Raw genomic sequence first — 17,401 nt, 5'->3', positions numbered from 1 at the left:
GCCCAGCCGGCCACCTGGCTAGCTCGACCTCTTCGCTGATCATCCTTAATGCAAGGCTATCCTGGAGGCTTTCCTAAAGGCTCTTCTGGAGCCCTCAGGCCGCGGTCTTTTCCGCCTCGTCGTCCTTGTAGAGATCGTCGCGCGAGACCTTCTTCTCGGTCACCTTGGCAAGCTCGAGGATGAAGTCGACGACCTTGTCCTCATAGATCGGTGCACGAAGCTGGGCCAACGCTTGGGCGTTGCTGCGGTAATAGTCCCAGACCTCCTTCTCGCGGCCCGGCATCGAGCGCGCCCGCTCGATCACGGCGCGGCCGACCTCGTCATCGGTCACGGAGATCTTGTTCTTCTCGCCGATCTCCGAGAGCACGAGGCCGAGCCGCACGCGACGATCGGCGATCTTGCGGTACTCTTCCTTGGCGGCGTCTTCAGTGGTGTCTTCGTCGGCGAAGGTCTTGCCGGCGGAGTCCATCTCGGCCTTCACCGAGTTCCACATCAGATTGAACTCCTCGTCGACCAGCGAGGGCGGAGCCTCGAAGCGATGGGCCTCGTCGAGGCGGTCGAGCAGCGCGCGCTTGACGCGCTGGCGGGTCGCGGTCGCGAACTCGGCCACCAGCCGCTCGCGCGCCGCTTCCTTCAGCTTGTCCAGCGATTCCAGGCCGAGCGTCTTCGCGAACTCGTCGTCGATCGCGAGATCCTGCGGCGCCTCGATCAGCGTCGCGGTGGTCTCGAACTCGGCCGGCTGGCCGGCAAGCTTGTCGTTCATGTAGTTCTTGGGGAACGCCACCTTCAGCGTGCGGGTCTCGTTGGCGGCGATGCCGATGAGCTGCTCTTCGAAGCCGGGGATGAAGGTGTTGGATCCGATCACCACCTGGATGCCCTCGCCGGCGCCGCCTTCGAAGGCTTCGCCGTTGATGGTGCCCTTAAAGGCGACGGTGACGCGATCACCCGATTCGGCCTTGGCGCCCTCGCCCTTCGCGGCATAGCCACGGTTCGAATCGGCGATGCGCTTGATCGCCTCGTCGACGTCGGCGTCGGTGACTTCGGCCACGGGCTTTTCGACCTCGAAGGTCTTGAAGTCGGCGAGCGCAATCGACGGCACCACCTCGATCGCAACCGTGTAGGTCAGATCGGTTTTGCCGTTGAGCAGCTCCTCGACCTCGGCCTGCTCGGTCGGCATGGTGATCTTCGGTTCGGTCGCCAGGCGGAAGCCGCGCTCGGAGAACAGCTGAGTGTTGGTGTCGCGGATGGTCTGGTCGATGGTCTCGGCCATCACCGAGCGGCCATAGACCTTCTTGAGGTGCGTGACCGGCACCTTGCCGGGACGGAAGCCGTTGATGCGAACCTTGTCCTTGAGGTCGACGAGCTTGGCACCGGCCTTGGCGTCGAGATCAGACGCGGGAACGCTGATCTTAAACTCGCGCTTCAAACCTTCCGAGAGGGTTTCTGTGACCTGCATGGTGTCCAATCTTCTTCTCGTTCGGTCCCGGCGCGCATGCGTCGGGACGCTGTCATTAATCGATCCGGCGCGAGGCGAACGCCTCAACGCCGGTGGTTCATCGGACCGACTTCCGGCGGACAAACATCCGCGCGGGAGCAGATCGCGTAATCCGTGCAAACGCTGAAAGCGCTTGGTGCGGGCGGAGGGACTCGAACCCCCACAACTTTCGTCACTGGAACCTAAATCCAGCGCGTCTACCAGTTCCGCCACGCCCGCGTAAATTTGCATCAAGACCGGCCGCGATGCCGCGGGCGGCGGGCTTATAGCATGTGCCCGCCTGTTCGCAGCAAAAAAATGGCCCGATAGAGGCAGGCTTCACCTAGGCACGACGGCTGGACTTATCCAGCACGGCGTGGTCCGGATCGGCCCATGAAAACGCGGATCTTCGACCTGACGAGGCGCGAGGTTTTGGCCGGATTTGGCGCCTCTGCGGCCGGGCTGACGGCGGGCGGCGCAGTCCCGGCCGTGACCGCCCAACTCGCGCTTCAGGCAAGGCCGGCAACGCTGGCTCTGAGGTCGGGGCAGCCGGCTACACCCATCTGGGAGCTGGCCGCCGTCAGCCATCTCGGGGATGTCCGCCTCAAACGTGGCGACCGCTGCGAGGTGGTCTTCCGCAACGACCTGCCTGTGCCGCTTGCACCAGTTTGGTACGGCCTCAATGGCCCGGCCGCGGCCGACCCGCTTCGGGGTCGCGCACCGACGGCCCCGGACGCGACGGAAACATCAATCATTTCAGTGCCAACCGCGGGAACCCTGTTGGCCGACTTCCGGCTGTTCGAGGACGGCCTGAAGCAGCCCGCGCGCCCGCTTCCGATCATCGCCACCGAGACCAACACGGTCGCCGCCGATCGCGACGTGGTCCTCTTGATCGAGGAGTGGCGGCTGCGGCCGGATGGGACCGCACTTGCCCCGGGCCGGGACCCGAAGGACACATCCCCGCTCTATACAATCAACGGAACGACTTCATTCGAACTCTCAGCTTCGGCCAATGAGCGGCTGCGGCTGCGCTTTATCAACGGCTCCCAACGTTCTGTTCTGGCGATCAAATTGGAAAGTCACGAGGTCCAGGTGCTGGCCCTGGACGGACAGCCGGCCGAGCCGTTCCCGGCTCGCAACGGCGCGCTGGTGCTGGCTCCCGGCGCACGCGCCGACGCCTTCGTGGATGCGGCCACATCGGCCCCATTCCTGCTGCATGACCGCAAGGAGGCGCGCCAAGTCGGCCGCCTGATGGTCTCCGGCAAGCTTGAGCGGCGTGCGCCGCTGTCGCCGCTCTTGCCACTCCCTCCGAATGACCTGCCCGACCGGCTCGATCTGAGGGGCGCCCTGCGATTCGATGTCGCTCTCGGGGCAGCCGACGCCGGGTGGGTACGGGCCGCAAATTTCTCGACGTCCTCCGCCCCCGCCTTTCGCACCAAGGCCGGCCGCACCGTCGTGTTGGCCCTCAAGAACCCCGCCCCCGTCGCAACCGTCTTCCATCTCCACGGCCACCATTTCCGCCTGCTCGACAAGCTCGACGACGGCTGGAAGCCCTATTGGCTCGACACGCTCGCGATCGAACCCGGCCAGACCCAGCGCATCGCGTTCGCTGCGGCCTCCCCCGGACAGTGGCTGATCGAATCCGTCGTCACCGACTGGGCCGCGCCGCGGCTGGTGCGCTGGTACGGGGTGGAGTGAGCTATCGGCCACGCGTCCAAAGATAGCGAGCGTCCGGTTCTTTCTCCTCGTTTCGGGTCCCGTTGGTCTGCTCGATCAGCGTGAACCCGCGCGCTTCATAGAAGCGGCGCGCCAACGCGTTGCGCTGGAAGGTCCAGAGCTCCAGCTGTTCGCTGGCCCGCTTGGCGATATCGAGGAGTTCGGTGCCGACGCCGCGCCCTTGAACAGCAGGAAGCACGTAAAGCTGCTCGACCCAGCCGTCACGGACAGCGATGATTCCGCTCAGTACATCGGCATCGAAGCGTCCCCACACGCGGCACGTCGCCAAGACATGCTCGCGGTAGAACCAGCGGTCCTCATCCGGCGTATGCAGCCCAGCAAGCGAGGGCATCGCATGGTCGAATGCAGCCCGGTGAACCTGCGCCGCCGCGCCCATATCGGTGAGCGCGAGCGGCCTGAGCATTAGTACTCGATCCCCAGCGCATGATAGATCCGTCGGTGCACGGCGGGCAGCGTCTCGGTGAGATCCTCCGCGATCAGGCCCGGCCCCGCCTCGCTCGCCGCTTCGCCATGCATCCACACCGCGATGCTGGCGGCTTCGAACGCCGGGACGCCCTGCGCAAGGAGGCCTGCGATGATGCCGGCGAGGACGTCGCCGGCACCCGCGGTGGCGAGCCAGGGCGGAGCGTTGGCGGCGATAGTGGCGCGGCCGTCGGGCGCGGCAATCGTGGTGTCGGCGCCCTTCAGCAGCACGACCGCGCCGGAGCGCTCGGCGGCGGCGCGCACGCGCTCGATCTTCGAGCGCCCCGGATGTTTATTGCTGAGGTCGGAGAACAGCCGCGGGAACTCGCCCTCGTGCGGCGTCAGCACCACCGCCTTGTCCTGCGACGTCTTGATCGATTCGAACAGGCGCTCGGGATTGGCGGCAAAGCTCGTCAGCGCATCCGCGTCGAGCACCAGGCGCCGCTGGGAGGTAAGCGCCGTGTGGACGAGATCGCAGGTGCGCTCGCCGACGCCCGCGCCAGGGCCGATGATGCAGGTGTTGTAACGCTTGTCGCCGAGCAGCTCGCCGAACTCGATGGCGGTATCGACGGGGTGAACCATCACCGCGGTGAGCGCAGCCGCATTGATCGCCAGCGCATCACGCGGCGTGGCCAGAGTCACCAGGCCCGCGCCGGCGCGCAGCGCCCCGCGCGCGGCGAGCCGCGCCGCACCGGTCGCCGCCGCATCGCCCGAGACCGCCAGCACATGACCTCGCGCGTATTTATGGCCGTCGATGCGCGGCACCGGAAAGGCCGAGCCCCAGAAGTCCGGATCGTTCTCAAAAATCTGCGGCGCGATCTCGTCCAGCACCTGCGCCTCGATGCCGATGTCGGCGACGCGGACGTGACCGCAATGCATGCGCCCCGGCAGCAGCAGATGCGCCGGCTTCTTGCGGAAGAAGGTGACGGTCTCGGCGGCGTTCACGGCCACGCCCAGCACGGCCGCGCTGGTGCCGTTGATGCCGCTCGGCAGGTCGACCGCGAGCACCGGCGCACCATTGGCGTTGATCGCCTCGATCATCTCACGCGCCTCGCCCTCGACGGGACGGCTGAGGCCCGCGCCGAACAGCGCATCGATGATCAGCGCCGGTCGCCCGATCGCCTGCGGGTTGAACGGGAGCACCGGGTGTTTCCAACCCCGCGCGGCCGAGGCCGCATCGCCCTGGAGCTGGTCCCGCTCGCACATCAGGATCACCGAGACCTCGCGGCCTTGCGCGGCGAGCTCGGCGGCTGCGACAAAACCGTCCCCGCCGTTGTTGCCCGGGCCGGCCACGATCAGGATTGGCCCCTCCTCCACCAGCGCGTGGGCGGCCTCGGCGACCGCCTGACCGGCGCTGAGCATCAGCTTGAAGCCGGGGGTGCCTGCCGCAATGCTGAGCTGGTCGGCGCGCTGCATTTCGGCGTTGGTCAGAACTTCCATGCCACTTCCCTGTCCAAAAGCCTTTTCAACAGGCACGTTCCGCACCGGGCTATCCGGCGGAACAACGATCTGCACAAGTATTGAACCGTTTGCCTATTTCGTAGTCTGCGGTATTTTGTGCGGGTCGGCGCCACCTATCAGAGCTGCACGTTAAAAGGCTGATAACGCTCCAATAATCAGGGCATTTGCAACTTGGCATAGACCCTGCTTTCGCGGAAGTCGCTTCGGTTCGTCGTGCTCACTGGCATTTATCAGGGTGTGGCCGGCCGTTGTTGCCGGACTGGTCAGGGATCCCGGCATAGCGAAGACAAGATCGTGCGTTAAGAAAGCGCATCCTGACGAAGACGTTGCTATTTGTTCGAAAGGCCGGGAGGCGCGCAGTGAAGAAAATCGAAGCCATCATCAAGCCATTCAAGCTCGACGAGGTGAAGGAAGCGCTTCAGGAAGTCGGCCTTCAGGGCATCACCGTCACCGAAGCCAAGGGCTTCGGCCGGCAGAAGGGTCACGCCGAGCTGTACCGCGGCGCAGAATACATCGTCGACTTCCTGCCCAAGGTGAAGATCGAGATCGTGATCGGCGACGATCTGGTCGAGCGCGCCATCGACGCAATCCGCCGCGCCGCGCAAACCGGGCGCATCGGCGACGGCAAGATTTTCGTCTCCAACATCGAAGAGGCGATCCGCATCCGAACCGGCGAATCCGGGCTGGACGCTATCTGAGCCGGGTGCTATCCCGCATTTTGCGACATTCTGACAAGAAATAGGCTGCTTCGGCGGCCTCGTTTTGTTTGTGCCTCGCGCGCCTCAAGAAGCGTGAACACGGTCGCTCGAAGTTTGGAAACCGACCCGCAGAGCCAAAAGGGGTATGCATGAAGACCGCCAAAGACGTCCTGAAATCGATCAAGGACAACGACGTCAAATACGTCGACCTGCGCTTCACCGATCCGCGCGGCAAGTGGCAGCACGTCACCTTCGACATCAGCATGATCGATGAGGACATTTTCGCCGAAGGCACGATGTTCGACGGCTCATCGATCGCCGGCTGGAAGGCGATCAACGAGTCCGACATGTGCCTGATGCCCGATCCGGTGACCGCGACGATCGATCCGTTCTTCGCCGAGACCACCATGGTCATCACCTGCGACGTGCTCGAGCCGACCACCGGCGAGCCCTACAACCGCGATCCCCGCGGCATCGCCAAGAAGGCCGAGGCGATGGTGAAGTCGATGGGCGTTGGCGACACCGTCTTCGTCGGCCCCGAAGCCGAATTCTTCGTGTTCGACGACGTGCGCTTCTCCGCCAATCCCTACAGCACCGGCTTCCGCCTCGACTCCTCGGAGCTGCCGACCAACTCCGACACCGAATATGAAGGCGGCAATCTCGGCCATCGTGTCCGCACCAAGGGCGGCTACTTCCCGGTGCCGCCGCAGGATTCCGTGCAGGACATGCGCTCGGAGATGCTCGGCGCCATGGCCAAGATGGGTGTGAAGGTCGAGAAGCACCATCACGAAGTCGCCTCCGCCCAGCACGAGCTCGGCATGAAGTTCGACACGCTGACGCTGATGGCCGACCACATGCAGATCTACAAATACTGCATTCATCAGGTCGCGCACATCTACGGCAAGACCGCCACCTTCATGCCGAAGCCGGTGTTCGGCGACAACGGCTCGGGCATGCACGTGCACCAGTCGATCTGGAAGGACGGCAAGCCGGTGTTCGCCGGCAACAAATACGCCGACCTGTCGGAGACCTGCCTCCATTACATCGGCGGCATCATCAAGCACGCCAAGGCGATCAACGCCTTCACCAACCCGTCGACCAACTCCTACAAGCGTCTGGTCCCGGGCTATGAGGCTCCCGTGCTGCTCGCCTATTCCGCGCGCAACCGCTCGGCCTCCTGCCGGATCCCCTACACTGCTTCGCCGAAGGCCAAGCGTGTCGAGGTGCGCTTCCCCGATCCGCTCGCCAATCCCTATCTCGGCTTCGCCGCGATGCTGATGGCGGGCCTCGACGGCATCAAGAACAAGATCGATCCGGGTCCGGCGATGGACAAGGACCTCTACGATCTGCCGAAGGAAGAGCTGAAGCAGATCCCGACGGTGTGCGGCAGCTTGCGCGAGGCGCTGGAAAACCTCGACAAGGACCGCGGCTTCCTGAAGAACGGCGGCGTGTTCGACGACGATTTCATCGACGCCTATATCGAGCTGAAGATGACCGAAGTCGCCCGCTTCGAAATGACCCCGCACCCGGTCGAGTTCGAGATGTACTATTCGGGCTAGGCGGCCCGAACGACCACGACGCACGAAAGGCGCCCCTCGGGGCGCCTTTTTTGTGGTCATCGAGTTTCGTTCTGCGTCTGACTCCATTTCGTTCTCAAAGAACGAATCGGAATCGAGAAAACTGGCGCGCATCAATTCTTGATATCTGGTTTATTGCGCCCGAGAGATCGCGAGCGCTGTTGGTAATTCGCAGGATGCATTCAGCGCCGCGAAATCCATCCTGGAGACTAGTTCTCGTGCCTGTTTGCGAAAATCGCCAATCCTCCGCCGCCGGTCGAAACGATCGATAGCCTTATAGGCCTCGGCGCAGCCCCGCAGCTACGCCGCCGCGCGCTGCTTCGCCACCATGGCCTGACCGAACGCCTCGAACAGTTTTCGATTGATCGGATTGTGCTGCGGGTCGTATTCGGCGTGCCATTGCACGCCGAGCGCAAAGGTCTTGGCTTCCGCGATCCGGATCGCCTCGATGGTGCCGTCCTCGGCAATGCCCTCGATCAGCACGCGCTTGCCGGGATCGAGGATGCCCTGGCCGTGCAGCGAATTGACCCTGATCTTGTCACAGCCGAGCAATTCCGCGAACGCGCCGCCCGGTGTCAGATCGACGTCGTGACGATCGGCGAACACCACTGTCGGGTCGGGATGGATCTCACCATTCTCAAGCCTTGGCATGCGATGGTTCATGCGGCCCGGGATTTCGCGGATCTCGGGATGCAGCGAGCCGCCGAAGGCGACGTTCATCTCCTGGAGGCCCCTGCAGATGCCGAACAGCGGGATACCGCGGGCAACGCAGGCGACCGAGAGCGCCAGCGCCACCTCGTCGCGGTGGATGTCGTAGGGCTCGTGCGCCTCACACGGATCGACGTTGAAACGGGTCGGATGGACGTTGGCGCGGGCGCCGGTGAGCACGATTCCGTCGACGGTATCGAGCAGCGCGCCGATATCGGTGATGTCGGGCGAGCCCGCGAACATCACCGGCAGACCGCCGGAAACCTCGGCCACGGCGCGCAGATTACGCTCGCCGACCATCTGGACCTGAAATCGATTCTCAACGCGATGGGCGTTCCCGATCACGCCGACGACCGGCTTTCTCATCTCCCGTTCAGACCTCTCGCCGAAGACGATTCTCCAAACATGCCCCTGGGGTGGAACAAATTCAACAGAAGGGTACGCGGGACGGCAATGCTATTTTCGCGCAAATGCCTCCCGGGCCACGATCGCGCCGCCAAGGGGCAGGCCGGCGGTCTTCAGCGCGGTCGCCGCCGGGTCGCCCGGCGCAGCCAACCAGGGCAGTTTCGTCTCGATTCCGCGCGTCACGGGCTCCCCGAGCGCGCCACCGAAATCGATCGGCCAAAGCCCGTTGGGCACTATTTCGGCGGTAAGGCCACGGAGTGCGTAACCGTCGCCCAGCACCGCCTCCACATGGTCGCCGGCGACAAGGCGCGCGGTCGTAGGGTCCAGGGGATCGCCAAAGCTCACCAGCGCGGGCATTAGGTCGCCCTGCACCGCGACGACGCCGGTCTGCCGGTTGAGCTCGTTGAACGAGACGCGGTTGCCTCGCGCAGCGCCATAAGCGCGGAGCGCGACATAGTTGATGTCGTCGAGATCGAGCTTCGCGCCCTGCTGATGCGCGAGCAATGCCACCACATTCTTTCCCCGGCCGAGGTCGACGAACACGGCCTCGCCGCGCATCGTGGTGCGGCCGCCCCGGCTATAGCCGCGATCGGGCACGACGGACAGAATGCCCGACCCGGTCTTGATCCCGTCAGGCGTCGTCACCTCGACCGCGAGGCGATATTTGTGACCGGGCCGATTGATCCGGATCTGGTCGCCAATCACGAGCACGGCCAGAAGCCCGAGCAGACCCACCCATTTGCTGATGAAACTCAAGCGCGCCCCATCTGTTCTCTCCTCGTCGGTCTGCACCGTTCATACGGCAGCGTCAAACAAGCGCGTTGACGCGGTCTTGATCAAAAGCGTGTTTGTCGAAAGAGTGCCCCCCGGTCCACCTAAAGGACATTGCGTGATCACATTCCCGAATGAACGACCCCCGACCCGTTTTGATCTGGCTTGGGGCATTTCGGTCGGCGGCATCGGTGTGGTGCTGTTCGCCGTGCTGCTCGCGTTCTCCTGGTACTTCGCGACCACCCTGCTCCTGATCTTCGCCGGGGTGCTGCTGGGCCTTGGGCTCAACGCGCTGACCAACGCGCTTGGCCGGCACGCGCGTCTTCCGCATACGCTGCGGCTCGCGATCGTCTGCTTGGCCCTCGCGCTGATGCTCGCGGGCATCGCATATCTCGGCGGCGCCACCATCGCCGATCAGGCGGCGGGACTCAGCAAAACCATCAAATCCCAGATCGGCAACGTCAAATCATTCCTGGACAATCACGGCATCGACACCAGCTTCTTCGATTTCGGGAGCTCCGGACCCGGTTCGTCTCCCGACGCGCAACCGGAGCCGACGCCGTCGGCCGGCACGGCGTCGCGCGGGGCAATACCCGGCGCAGGCGCCCTTGCCTCCAGCGGCGGGGCGATCGTGAGCCAGACGTTCAAGCTGCTGCTTGGCACCATCCACGGCGTGGGAAACATCTTCATCGTGCTGTTTCTGGGAGTCGCCTTCGCCGCCCAACCCAGCGTCTATCGCGAGGGATTGCTGTTCATCGCGCCTGCAAAACATCGCGCGCGCACGGCCGTCATCATCGACCGCGTCAGCGAGACACTTGAACGATGGCTGATCGCACAGATGATCGTCATGCTCGCGGTCGGCGCGGTAACCTGGATCGGGCTTCTCATCATCGGCATCCCGGGCTCCTTCATTCTCGGGATTCAGGCGGGACTGCTCGGCTTCATTCCGACCGTCGGCGCCATCATAGCCGGCGTCGTGGTCGTGCTGGCGAGCCTCGCCTCAGGATGGATTCCGGCGCTGTCGGCGTTTCTCCTCTTCATGGGCGTCCACGCCATGGAGAGCTACGTGCTGACGCCCCTGCTGCAGCGGCAGGCACTGGACATTCCGCCGGCCACGCTGTTCGCGTTCCAGATCCTGCTCGGCGTCGTGTTCGGGATCTGGGGCCTGGCGCTGGCGCTGCCACTGGTCGCCATCGCCAAAGTCGTGATCGACCATTTCAAGACGTATGAAGCGCCGCCTCTGGCGGAGGCGGCCTGAGCCGCCTCAGGTGATGAGCACGGTTTCGGTGTGCTCCACCTCAGGCGGTGCAGCAAAATACTGGCCGACGAGGCCGCGCCATTCGGTGAAATTCTCGGAGCCGCGAAAATCGACGGTGTGGTTCTCGAGCGTCTCCCACTTCACCATCAGACGATAGCGCTGCGGCTTCTCGATCGACTTGTGCAGCTCGAAACCGTGAAAACCCTTGGAGCGGCCGAAAGCGGCCTTCGCCTTGGCAACGGCGGCCTCAAAATCCTTCTCGCTGCCCGGCTTGACGTCGATTTGCGCGATCTCGGTGATCATCTGTTTCCACCCATTTTGTTCGATGGGCGTGTCTACCGCAGCCCGCGACAAAGAAAAAGGCGCCGAAACGGCGCCCTGCCCGGTCCAAGAATGAAGATCACTCAGGCGAGCAGCAGAACGGTGCCCACCACCATCAGCGCACAACCGGCGAACAGCGCGAGCGGCCAGTAATTGCGGCCTTGCGTGTAGCGCCCCTGGGCGCGGCGCTCGGTGATCAGCGCGCTCTCGTATTCGTCCGCGGTCGAGAACAGGCACGCGAAGCCGCCGCGTGCCGAAGTCGCCGCGGCTTCGAGCGACATCAAGGCGGTCTGCGGGTTCTGTCGACGGATCGATTCCATGACCGCAATGGTAGGGATCGAATGGTAAACAGGGGATTACGGCGAGGCCTCCTTTGCCTAGGCGGTCGCCGGCTGCGCTTTGGACTGCGTGTTGGGCACGCCGATCCGCGCGGCGCTCTGGCGGCGCCAGTTCTCCAGCGACAGTGGCAGCTCCTCCGCCGACTCGACGCGGTTTCGGCCGCCGCGCTTGGCCTGGTAGAGCGCGGTGTCGGCCGAGGCCAGCAGCACTTCGAGCTCGGTGCCGGCCGGACCGCCGGCGACGCCGATGCTGACGGTGGTGTCGACCGGGCCCTCGTCGACGACGACGCCGGAGGTCTCGAAGGCCTCGCGCACGCGCTCAGCGACCAGCACGCCCTCCTCGAGCGAACACGGCAGGAGGGCGGCGAACTCCTCGCCGCCGATGCGACCCGACATGTCGCTGATGCGCAGATTGCTGACGACGACGGTCGAGAACAGTTTCAGCATCTCGTCGCCGGCGGGATGGCCGAACCGGTCGTTGATCGACTTGAAATGATCGATATCGAAGATCATCACGGTCACGGGACGTCCGGCCTTTGCCTCGCGCTCGATCACGCGCCCGCAGGCTTCCGAGAAGCCGCGGCGGTTGAGCATGCCGGTCAGCGGATCGGTGGAGGCGGCGGTCCGGTGCGCGGTGACGGTGCGCTCGGACACCAGCATGAAGATCACGAACACGGTGCCGACGGCATAAAGCACGAGCTCGACCGCGAACACGGTGACCCAGATGCTGCTGGCGAAACCCGCATCGTGCGGACGCAGGAAGCTGCCGAGCACGATCGGCAGCATCAAGACGCAGCCGTGCATCACCGGCACCACGAAGGCCGGCCAGCGCCGTTGCAGGCTCTTGCGTCGCTCGACCCAGAGCTCGCTGGCGGTCAACGCCGCATAGACCGACACGATGCCGGCGCCGACGATCATGCGCAGCATGGACGCGGGGGGATCGAGCAACGTGGCGGCAGCGACCCAGGCGAGCGCGCCGACCAGGAGACCCGGCCAATTCGGCTTGCGGCCGTGGAAGACGCGCGCCGCATTCCACACCATGCCGCACGCGACGAAGCCGACCGCGTTCAGCGCAAGGTAAAGATGCGGCCCCAATCTGTCGCCCGCCGCCGTCCAGAGCGCGACCGATGCGGCGCCGAGGAGATAGGCGGTGCCCCACCATTTCAGCGCAGCGCTATTCTCCTGCCTTCCGAAAAACACCATCATGGCGCCGAGCAGTGCGGCGACCATGGTGGCGACCAAATAGAGCGTGATGCTATCGAGCGACATCATGTCGGCCCCCTTCTAGACATAGCAGTTACGCGATCGGATCAACCGATTTGCGCGCCCTTCCAAAAGCGACGCTATGTCCCGCGGGTTCCATTCAGGTTTTCATGCGAGCCCAAGTTTTCAGGAAACACGCCATCAATTTGCATACAAACGAACAGCAAAAAGGGCGCTGAAATCAGCGCCCTTTTGCATCTCATTGAAGCCGCTTTCGCGACGAATGCGACCGATGCGATTAACGCTTCGAGAACTGGAAGGACCGGCGGGCCTTGGCCTTGCCGTACTTCTTGCGCTCGACCACGCGGGAGTCGCGGGTGAGGAAGCCGCCCTTTTTGAGCACGGTGCGCAGCTCCGGCTCGAAATAGGTCAGTGCCTTGGAGATGCCGTGACGGACGGCACCGGCCTGGCCGGACAGACCACCGCCGGCGACGGTGCAGATCACGTCATACTGGCCGGACCGCGCGGCCACGGAGAACGGCTGCTCGATCATCATGCGCAGCACGGGACGGGCGAAATAGACCTCGACCTCGCGCGCGTTGACCGTGACCTTGCCGGCGCCTGGCTTGATCCAGACGCGGGCGACCGCGTCCTTGCGCTTGCCGGTGGCATAGGCGCGGTTGAACTTGTCGACTTTCTTCTCGTGCTTGGGCGCGTCGGGCGCGGCCGCCGTCTTGAGCTGCGAGAGCTGGTCGAGCGACTGGATGGATTCGGCCATGTTATGCGGCCCTCGTGTTCTTGCGGTTCAACTTGGCGATGTCGATCTTCTCGGGCGTCTGGGCCTCGTGCGGATGATCGGCGCCGCCATAGACGCGCAGGTTGCCCATCTGGACGCGACCGAGCGGGCCACGCGGGATCATGCGCTCGACGGCCTTCTCCAGCACGCGCTCGGGATGCTTGCCCTCGAGGATCTGGCGCGCGGTGCGCTCCTTGACGTGGCCGACATAGCCGGTGTGCTTGTAATAGGTCTTCTGCTCGCGCTTGCGGCCGGTGAGAACCGCATGCTGCGCGTTGATGATGATGATGTTGTCGCCGCAATCAACGTGCGGGGTGTAGGTCGGGAGGTGCTTGCCGCGCAGGCGCATGGCGACGATGGTGGCGAGACGGCCGACGACCAGACCCTTGGCGTCGATCAGTACCCACTTCTTCGTCACCTCAGCCGGCTTTGCCGAAAAGGTTTTCATGTCAGAGTTTCCGTGAACGGGGAGCATCGGCGCGAACACCGCACCGGACTGGCGGTTTTTTAGAGAACAGAGGCGCCGCGGTCAATGCCCAAAGGCGGAATTTACTTGTTCAATATCAACGACTTAGAAATATGGTATTAAGATACCCGTAAAAAGTTCAAACGTTTGGAATGGAATAGGTCGAGGTGACATGCGCAATCGGATCGGGCGAGGTGCCGGACAATAGCTTCACCTCACCGACTGCGAGGCGCTTGCCGAGCTTGAGCAGCCGCGCCTCCGCCAGCACGTCCTGCCCGGGCTGGCCCTTGCGCAGGAAGTTAATGTTGAGATTGGTGGTCACCGCGAGCCCGATCGGCCCGATCGCGGACAACAGCACCACGTACATCGCGAAATCGGCGAGCGCCATCAGGGTCGGGCCGGACACGGTTCCACCCGGCCGCAGCATCTTTTCGCTATAGCGCTGACGCAAAAGGCAGGCCTGACCGTCCGCGCTCTCGATCGTGATGTCGTCGCCGCTGAAGGCCTGGGGAAACTCGTTGCGGAGGAACTGCTCGAGCTCCGCCACGCTCATTTTCGCTAACGCCATGCTGCCCCTCACCCTCGCTTCACGTCCCCTGTTACATTAAGTTATCTGCGTCATCCAATCGCAATAATCCAACCGGAAACGCTTTGATGTCCGTCCAGGCCGCCCGCGCCCCCTCCCCGCAACTGCCGATCCTGCTGCGCGAGACCGTCGGCCCTATCGCGGTCCTGACCCTCAACCGCCCGGCCGCCCGCAACAGCCTGTCGGCGGCGATGATCGCAAGCCTGCATGCCGAGCTCAACGAGATCCGCGACGACAAGTCCGTCCGCGGCGTCGTGATCGCGGCCAACGGTCCCGCCTTCTCCGCCGGCCACGACATGAAGGAGCTGACCGCGCGTCGCGCCGATCCGGATCGCGGCCGTGCCTTCTTCGCCGAGATGATGACCGCCTGCAGCGCGATGATGCAGGCGATCGTGCACCTGCCCAAGCCCGTGGTCGCATCCGTCCAGGGCATCGCGACCGCGGCCGGCTGCCAGCTCGTGGCCAGCTGCGATCTCGCGATCGCCTCGGAAGCAGCACACTTCGCCACTCCGGGCGTCGACATCGGCCTGTTCTGCTCGACGCCAATGGTGGCGCTGTCGCGCAATGTGCCGCGCAAGCAGGCGATGGAGATGTTGCTGACAGGCGAGCCGATCCCGGCCGCACGCGCTCGCGAGATCGGGCTCGTCAATCGTGTCGTCGCCGCCGGCAGCGAGCGCCATGCCGCCATTGCGCTCGCCGAACAGGTCGCGCTGAAATCCGCCTATACCGTCAAGCTCGGCAAGGAGGCGTTCTACCGCCAGGCCGAGATGAACCTTGCAGATGCCTATCGCTATGCGGCAGAGGTGATGACCGAGAACATGATGGCGCGCGACGCCGAGGAAGGCATTGGCGCCTTCATCGAGAAGCGCACGCCGACATGGCGGGATGAGTAATTCGTCATTGCGAGCGAAGCGAAGCAATCCAGAATCCCTCCTCGGAGACAGACTGGATTGCTTCGTCGCTTCGCTCCTCGCAATGACGGCGAAAGATGAGCCCGAAAAGATGAGCCAATGAACCACGACGCCTATCCCGACAATTACATCCGGGGCATCCTCAACAACGTGAAATCGATCGCGATGGTCGGCGCCTCGCCGGCCAACGTGCGGCCGAGCTATTTCGCGTTCAAATATCTGGCCCAGCGTGGCTACGACATGATCCCGGTCAATCCCGGCCATGTCGGCAAGGAGCTGCTCGGAAAACCCTTCGTCGCCTCGCTGTCCGACATCGGCCGTCCCGTCGACATGATCGACATTTTCCGCAACTCCAGCCACATCATGCCCGTGGTCGAGGAAGCCCTCACGCTCGATCCGCTGCCGATGGTGATCTGGATGCAGTTGGGGGCACGCGACGATGCGGCGGCGCTGAAGGCGGAATCGGTCGGTATCAAGGTGGTGATGAACCGCTGCCCCAAGATCGAATATGGCCGCCTGTCGTCGGAGATCTCGTGGATGGGCGTCAATTCACGCACGCTGAGCTCGAAACGCGCTCCGGTGCCGACGCAGGGCATGCGGCTATCCCTCAATCGGATGAGTGTCGGCGGCGGCGAAACCGCGGCATCGGACCGCGCCGCCAAAAACAAGACCGAGCAAAGCTGACGCAGTTGCGAAGGTTTCATTTCGCGAACGCGACAATGCGTAGCACGATCGTTCCGATGTGAAGCCGCGCCTTGACGGCAGCCGCGGCGCCAATCAGCATGCCGCGCGATTTCAGACCACGAGAACAGGACGCCCTCAATGAGCGATCGCCTTCCGGGATTTTCGACCCTCGCCGTGCATGCCGGTGCACAGCCCGATCCCACCACTGGTGCGCGCGCGACTCCGATCTATCAAACGACGTCGTTCGTCTTCAACGACGCCGACCACGCCGCCTCTCTGTTCGGCCTGCAGGCCTTCGGCAACATCTATACCCGCATCGGCAATCCCACCAACGCGGTGCTGGAAGAGCGCGTCGCAGCACTCGAAGGCGGCACGGCCGCGCTGGCGGTGGCCTCGGGCCATGCCGCGCAGGTCGTGGTGTTGCAGCAATTGCTCCAGCCCGGCGACGAGTTCATCGCCGCGCGAAAGCTCTATGGCGGCTCCATCAACCAGTTCACCCACGCGTTCAAGAGCTTCGGCTGGAACGTGGTGTGGGCCGATCCCGACGACATCGCGAGCTTCGAACGCGCGGTCACGCCGCGCACGAAAGCGATCTTCATCGAGTCCATCGCCAATCCCGCCGGCAGCATCACCGACATCGAGGCGATCTCGACGGTGGCGCGCAAGGCGGGCGTCCCGCTGATCGTCGACAATACGCTGGCCTCGCCCTATCTGATCCGCCCGATCGACCACGGCGCCGACATCGTCGTGCACTCGCTGACGAAATTTCTCGGCGGCCACGGCAATTCGATCGGCGGCATCATCGTCGATGCCGGCACTTTCGACTGGTCGACAGGCGGCAAATATCCGATGCTATCGGAGCCGCGGCCCGAATATCACGGCATCCGGCTCCAGGAGACGTTTGGCAATTTCGCCTTCGCGATCGCCTGCCGCGTGCTCGGCCTGCGCGACCTCGGACCCGCGCTGTCGCCGTTCAACGCCTTCATGATCCTCACCGGCATCGAGACATTGCCGCTGCGCATGCAGAAGCACTGCGACAATGCGAAAGCGGTCGCCGAATTCCTCGCCGGCCATCCGGCGGTGGCCGCGGTGAACTATGCGGGCCTTGCAAGCGACAAGTACAACCAGCTCGCGCGCAAATACGCGCCGAAGGGTGCCGGCGCCGTGTTCACCTTCAGCCTGAAGGGCGGCTACGATGCCGGCGTCAGCCTGGTGTCGAAGTTGCAGCTGTTCTCGCATCTGGCCAATGTCGGCGACACCCGCTCGCTGGTCATCCATCCGGCCTCGACCACGCACAGCCAGCTCGACGACGCCGCTAAGGTCAAGTCCGGCGCCGGCCCCGACGTGGTGCGGCTCTCGATCGGCATCGAGGACAAGGAAGATTTGATCGCCGATCTGGAACAGGCGCTGGGCACGTAGCTGTCCTGGTCATTCCGGGGCGCCTGAGTGCGCCCCGGAATATGGCTCCAGTTAACAGTCATTAACCATATCTGCCGCATACATCGTCACTGGATCGCCCCTTTGATTCGGAGCCGACGATGCTGC

Annotated in this window: 18 protein-coding genes and 1 tRNA gene; 7 read left to right on the top strand and 12 right to left on the bottom strand. The window is 64.1% G+C overall.

The window, feature by feature from the left end:
• Positions 1-94: 94 nt before the first annotated feature.
• Together tig and IVB32_RS10415 are read right to left on the bottom strand one after the other, a co-directional pair.
• Positions 95-1,456 carry a trigger factor gene (gene tig / locus IVB32_RS10420; protein ID WP_085362115.1) on the bottom strand — a complete coding sequence of 454 codons (1,362 nt, stop codon included), beginning with the start codon at positions 1,454-1,456 and terminating at the stop codon, positions 95-97.
• Between the two features lie 173 nt (positions 1,457-1,629).
• Positions 1,630-1,714, bottom strand: a tRNA-Leu gene (locus IVB32_RS10415).
• A gap of 153 nt (positions 1,715-1,867) precedes the next feature.
• Here IVB32_RS10415 and IVB32_RS10410 point away from each other — a divergent pair.
• Positions 1,868-3,172: a multicopper oxidase domain-containing protein gene (locus IVB32_RS10410; protein WP_247369875.1), complete on the top strand. Its 1,305-nt coding sequence runs from the start codon at positions 1,868-1,870 to the stop codon at positions 3,170-3,172.
• Position 3,173: 1 nt separating this feature from the next.
• Here the strand turns inward: IVB32_RS10410 and IVB32_RS10405 are convergent, their stop codons facing one another.
• A complete protein-coding gene (locus IVB32_RS10405) occupies positions 3,174-3,614 on the bottom strand; it encodes a GNAT family N-acetyltransferase (RefSeq protein WP_247410299.1) in 441 nt (146 codons plus the stop codon).
• Entirely contained in the window at positions 3,614-5,113 is a 1,500-nt protein-coding gene (locus IVB32_RS10400; RefSeq protein WP_085384770.1) for an NAD(P)H-hydrate dehydratase, read from the bottom strand. The genes IVB32_RS10405 and IVB32_RS10400 overlap by 1 nt, the downstream gene beginning before the upstream one ends.
• A gap of 380 nt (positions 5,114-5,493) precedes the next feature.
• On the opposite strand from IVB32_RS10400, the gene IVB32_RS10395 reads away from it, so the two are divergent.
• The gene (locus tag IVB32_RS10395) at positions 5,494-5,832 is read left to right on the top strand and encodes a P-II family nitrogen regulator (RefSeq protein WP_007603495.1); all 339 of its coding nucleotides are present in this window, start codon (positions 5,494-5,496) and stop codon (positions 5,830-5,832) included.
• A 149-nt stretch (positions 5,833-5,981) separates the two neighbouring features.
• The gene (glnA, locus tag IVB32_RS10390) at positions 5,982-7,391 is read left to right on the top strand and encodes a type I glutamate--ammonia ligase (RefSeq protein ID WP_007603494.1); all 1,410 of its coding nucleotides are present in this window, start codon (positions 5,982-5,984) and stop codon (positions 7,389-7,391) included.
• Between the two features lie 318 nt (positions 7,392-7,709).
• Here glnA and IVB32_RS10385 read toward each other — a convergent pair whose 3' ends face one another.
• Together IVB32_RS10385 and IVB32_RS10380 are read right to left on the bottom strand one after the other, a co-directional pair.
• Positions 7,710-8,483 (bottom strand): gamma-glutamyl-gamma-aminobutyrate hydrolase family protein, encoded by a 774-nt coding sequence (locus tag IVB32_RS10385; RefSeq protein ID WP_018455114.1) that lies wholly within the window; start codon positions 8,481-8,483, stop codon positions 7,710-7,712.
• 90 nt (positions 8,484-8,573) lie between these two features.
• Positions 8,574-9,278, bottom strand: a complete 705-nt coding sequence (locus IVB32_RS10380) for a hypothetical protein (protein ID WP_247369870.1) — start codon at positions 9,276-9,278, stop codon at positions 8,574-8,576.
• 136 nt (positions 9,279-9,414) lie between these two features.
• On the opposite strand from IVB32_RS10380, the gene IVB32_RS10375 reads away from it, so the two are divergent.
• The gene (locus tag IVB32_RS10375; protein ID WP_039799329.1) at positions 9,415-10,551 is read left to right on the top strand and encodes an AI-2E family transporter; all 1,137 of its coding nucleotides are present in this window, start codon (positions 9,415-9,417) and stop codon (positions 10,549-10,551) included.
• A 6-nt stretch (positions 10,552-10,557) separates the two neighbouring features.
• On the opposite strand, the gene IVB32_RS10370 is transcribed toward IVB32_RS10375, so the two are convergent.
• The 6 genes from IVB32_RS10370 to IVB32_RS10345 form a co-directional block, all read right to left on the bottom strand.
• A complete protein-coding gene (locus IVB32_RS10370) occupies positions 10,558-10,854 on the bottom strand; it encodes an antibiotic biosynthesis monooxygenase family protein (protein WP_018455117.1) in 297 nt (98 codons plus the stop codon).
• A gap of 101 nt (positions 10,855-10,955) precedes the next feature.
• Positions 10,956-11,192 carry a hypothetical protein gene (locus IVB32_RS10365; RefSeq protein WP_018455118.1) on the bottom strand — a complete coding sequence of 79 codons (237 nt, stop codon included), beginning with the start codon at positions 11,190-11,192 and terminating at the stop codon, positions 10,956-10,958.
• A 57-nt stretch (positions 11,193-11,249) separates the two neighbouring features.
• Complete coding sequence (locus IVB32_RS10360) at positions 11,250-12,482, bottom strand: GGDEF domain-containing protein (RefSeq protein ID WP_247369868.1); 1,233 nt, start codon at positions 12,480-12,482, stop codon at positions 11,250-11,252.
• A 229-nt stretch (positions 12,483-12,711) separates the two neighbouring features.
• Complete coding sequence (rpsI, locus tag IVB32_RS10355; protein WP_007603485.1) at positions 12,712-13,191, bottom strand: 30S ribosomal protein S9; 480 nt, start codon at positions 13,189-13,191, stop codon at positions 12,712-12,714.
• A gap of 1 nt (position 13,192) precedes the next feature.
• Positions 13,193-13,657, bottom strand: coding sequence for a 50S ribosomal protein L13 (gene rplM, locus IVB32_RS10350; RefSeq protein WP_018455120.1), 465 nt, complete (start codon positions 13,655-13,657; stop codon positions 13,193-13,195).
• A 157-nt stretch (positions 13,658-13,814) separates the two neighbouring features.
• Positions 13,815-14,243 carry a PaaI family thioesterase gene (locus IVB32_RS10345; protein WP_007603483.1) on the bottom strand — a complete coding sequence of 143 codons (429 nt, stop codon included), beginning with the start codon at positions 14,241-14,243 and terminating at the stop codon, positions 13,815-13,817.
• Between the two features lie 86 nt (positions 14,244-14,329).
• On the opposite strand from IVB32_RS10345, the gene IVB32_RS10340 reads away from it, so the two are divergent.
• The 3 genes from IVB32_RS10340 (at position 14,330) to IVB32_RS10330 (ending at position 17,275) form a co-directional block, all read left to right on the top strand.
• Positions 14,330-15,154 carry an enoyl-CoA hydratase gene (locus IVB32_RS10340; RefSeq protein WP_247369865.1) on the top strand — a complete coding sequence of 275 codons (825 nt, stop codon included), beginning with the start codon at positions 14,330-14,332 and terminating at the stop codon, positions 15,152-15,154.
• A 117-nt stretch (positions 15,155-15,271) separates the two neighbouring features.
• The gene (locus tag IVB32_RS10335; protein WP_085384765.1) at positions 15,272-15,856 is read left to right on the top strand and encodes a CoA-binding protein; all 585 of its coding nucleotides are present in this window, start codon (positions 15,272-15,274) and stop codon (positions 15,854-15,856) included.
• 138 nt (positions 15,857-15,994) lie between these two features.
• The gene (locus IVB32_RS10330) at positions 15,995-17,275 is read left to right on the top strand and encodes an O-acetylhomoserine aminocarboxypropyltransferase (protein ID WP_085353375.1); all 1,281 of its coding nucleotides are present in this window, start codon (positions 15,995-15,997) and stop codon (positions 17,273-17,275) included.
• Positions 17,276-17,401 lie beyond the last annotated feature (126 nt).

Origin of the sequence: Bradyrhizobium sp. 23 (genome assembly GCF_023073295.1) — a bacterium.
In the GTDB taxonomy this organism is placed as follows: Bacteria; Pseudomonadota; Alphaproteobacteria; order Rhizobiales; family Xanthobacteraceae; genus Bradyrhizobium; species Bradyrhizobium canariense_D.
This window is presented reverse-complemented; position numbering and strand designations above follow the sequence as displayed.

Bases quoted from the DNA above. Each gene is read 5' to 3' on its own strand.
- IVB32_RS10340 (WP_247369865.1), top strand. From the start codon at position 14,330: ATGTCCGTCCAGGCCGCCCGCGCCCCCTCCCCGCAACTGCCGATCCTG.
- rpsI (WP_007603485.1), bottom strand. From the start codon at position 13,191: ATGGCCGAATCCATCCAGTCGCTCGACCAGCTCTCGCAGCTCAAGACG.
- IVB32_RS10370 (WP_018455117.1), bottom strand. From the start codon at position 10,854: ATGATCACCGAGATCGCGCAAATCGACGTCAAGCCGGGCAGCGAGAAG.
- IVB32_RS10405 (WP_247410299.1), bottom strand. From the start codon at position 3,614: ATGCTCAGGCCGCTCGCGCTCACCGATATGGGCGCGGCGGCGCAGGTT.
- IVB32_RS10345 (WP_007603483.1), bottom strand. From the start codon at position 14,243: ATGGCGTTAGCGAAAATGAGCGTGGCGGAGCTCGAGCAGTTCCTCCGC.
- IVB32_RS10385 (WP_018455114.1), bottom strand. From the start codon at position 8,483: ATGAGAAAGCCGGTCGTCGGCGTGATCGGGAACGCCCATCGCGTTGAG.
- rplM (WP_018455120.1), bottom strand. From the start codon at position 13,657: ATGAAAACCTTTTCGGCAAAGCCGGCTGAGGTGACGAAGAAGTGGGTA.
- IVB32_RS10360 (WP_247369868.1), bottom strand. From the start codon at position 12,482: ATGATGTCGCTCGATAGCATCACGCTCTATTTGGTCGCCACCATGGTC.
- IVB32_RS10410 (WP_247369875.1), top strand. From the start codon at position 1,868: ATGAAAACGCGGATCTTCGACCTGACGAGGCGCGAGGTTTTGGCCGGA.
- glnA (WP_007603494.1), top strand. From the start codon at position 5,982: ATGAAGACCGCCAAAGACGTCCTGAAATCGATCAAGGACAACGACGTC.
- IVB32_RS10365 (WP_018455118.1), bottom strand. From the start codon at position 11,192: ATGGAATCGATCCGTCGACAGAACCCGCAGACCGCCTTGATGTCGCTC.
- IVB32_RS10330 (WP_085353375.1), top strand. From the start codon at position 15,995: ATGAGCGATCGCCTTCCGGGATTTTCGACCCTCGCCGTGCATGCCGGT.
- IVB32_RS10400 (WP_085384770.1), bottom strand. From the start codon at position 5,113: ATGGAAGTTCTGACCAACGCCGAAATGCAGCGCGCCGACCAGCTCAGC.
- tig (WP_085362115.1), bottom strand. From the start codon at position 1,456: ATGCAGGTCACAGAAACCCTCTCGGAAGGTTTGAAGCGCGAGTTTAAG.
- IVB32_RS10335 (WP_085384765.1), top strand. From the start codon at position 15,272: ATGAACCACGACGCCTATCCCGACAATTACATCCGGGGCATCCTCAAC.